This window comes from Mesorhizobium sp. M7A.F.Ca.CA.004.12.1.1 (genome assembly GCF_003997835.1).
In the GTDB taxonomy this organism is placed as follows: Bacteria; Pseudomonadota; Alphaproteobacteria; order Rhizobiales; family Rhizobiaceae; genus Mesorhizobium.
In genome coordinates, this window is record NZ_RZRK01001162.1 from 1 (window position 1) to 1,394 (window position 1,394).

Annotated in this window: 2 protein-coding genes; both read left to right on the forward strand. The window is 65.4% G+C overall.

What is annotated here, in order from left to right; all coding sequences use genetic code 11:
• Window positions 1–401 precede the first annotated feature (401 nt).
• On the forward strand, window positions 402–860 hold the full coding sequence (gene mraZ, locus EN984_RS34710; RefSeq protein ID WP_127271469.1) for a division/cell wall cluster transcriptional repressor MraZ: 459 nt from the start codon (window positions 402–404) through the stop codon (window positions 858–860).
• A partial coding sequence (gene mraW, locus EN984_RS34715) for a 16S rRNA (cytosine(1402)-N(4))-methyltransferase (protein ID WP_127384363.1) occupies window positions 857–1,394 on the forward strand: 538 nt, incomplete at its 3' end. The genes mraZ and mraW, both read left to right, overlap by 4 nt.

Genomic DNA, 1,394 nt, shown 5'->3' on the forward strand with positions numbered 1-1,394 from the left:
AACCCGGTTTGCGACCGGCGATATGTGGCGAGACGCTATGCCCGGCAGCGGCGCGCGGCAAGGCGCGTCCGGGTGGGCCAGGCGGCTCTAAACGGTTCGTTAGGCTTAATAGACCATAAAGACGAGACGTGTCGGCGAGGCTGCTCTCATTGGTCGCGGCGCGCGTGTTTGTGAAGCCTAATCCCGTTGACGCCCATAGTGCCCCATGATATCCCATCTAGACATCAAAGCCTTCGTTCCGTGTCAGGGTAAAGCGTACGCCAATCGGGCAGCCGCGGCGGCTGCGCGTTTGCCGGTTTTTGCCCGTGCGGATGAGGCTGATGCGGGGCAGGGAGCGCGCTGCGGCGGCGCGTGCGACAAGATGGAGAGGGGTGCGGCGGCGCAAGCGGCTGTAGCGTTTAATGGACCGGTTTCTGTCAAGCACGGTGAGCAGGATCGATGCGAAGGGACGGGTGTCCGTTCCCGCGCATTTCCGTGCGGTCGTGCAGAAGCGCGGCTATTCGGAACTCTATGCGCTGCGCTGCCTGGATCTGCCGGCGATGGATGTCGGCGGGCTCGATCTGCTCGACCGCTACGAGCAGCGCATCGCGCTCGAGGATCCCTTCCTGCAGACGGCGGACGATATGTCGTTCTTCTGCCATGGCGACGGAACCTTCTTGAAACTCGACCAGGACGGCCGCATCACGATGAGCGATTTCCTTCGCGAACACACCGGCATTTCGGCGGAAGTGGCCTTTGTCGGGCGCGGCAATTTCTTTCAGATCTGGGAGCCGGGACGGCTTGCCGCCTATGGGGCGCAGGCGCGGGCACGGCTTTTGCAGCTTCGGCAGGGGACGAAGCCTGGGGAGCGACCGGAATGACGGCAGGCCACGGCGATGACCTTCCTCGCGCCGTAGATGGGCACGCCGTTGGCGGATCGGCTCGCCACATTCCGGTCCTCCTTGCCGAGGTGCTCGAAGCGTTGGCGCCGGCGCAGGGCGACCTCATCATCGACGGCACGTTCGGCGCCGGCGGCTACACCAGGCCCATTCTGGCGACGGGCGCTTCCGTGGTGGCGATCGACCGCGATCCGGATGCCATTGCGGCCGGGCGCGATCTGGAAGTGCAATCGGGCGGTCGGCTGCGCCTGGTGCACGCGCCGTTCTCGACGCTGGATGAACATGTCGAGAGCGCCGACGGGATCGTGCTCGACATCGGCGTGTCCTCTATGCAGCTCGACCAGGCGGAGCGCGGGTTTTCGTTCCGCGCCGACGGGCCGCTCGACATGCGCATGGCGCAATCGGGCCTTAGCGCCGCCGACGTCGTCAATTCCTTCAAGCCGGGCGATCTTGCCCGCATCTTCGGCTTCCTCGGCGAGGAGCGTCATGCCGGGCGCATCGCCCGCATGATCGAGG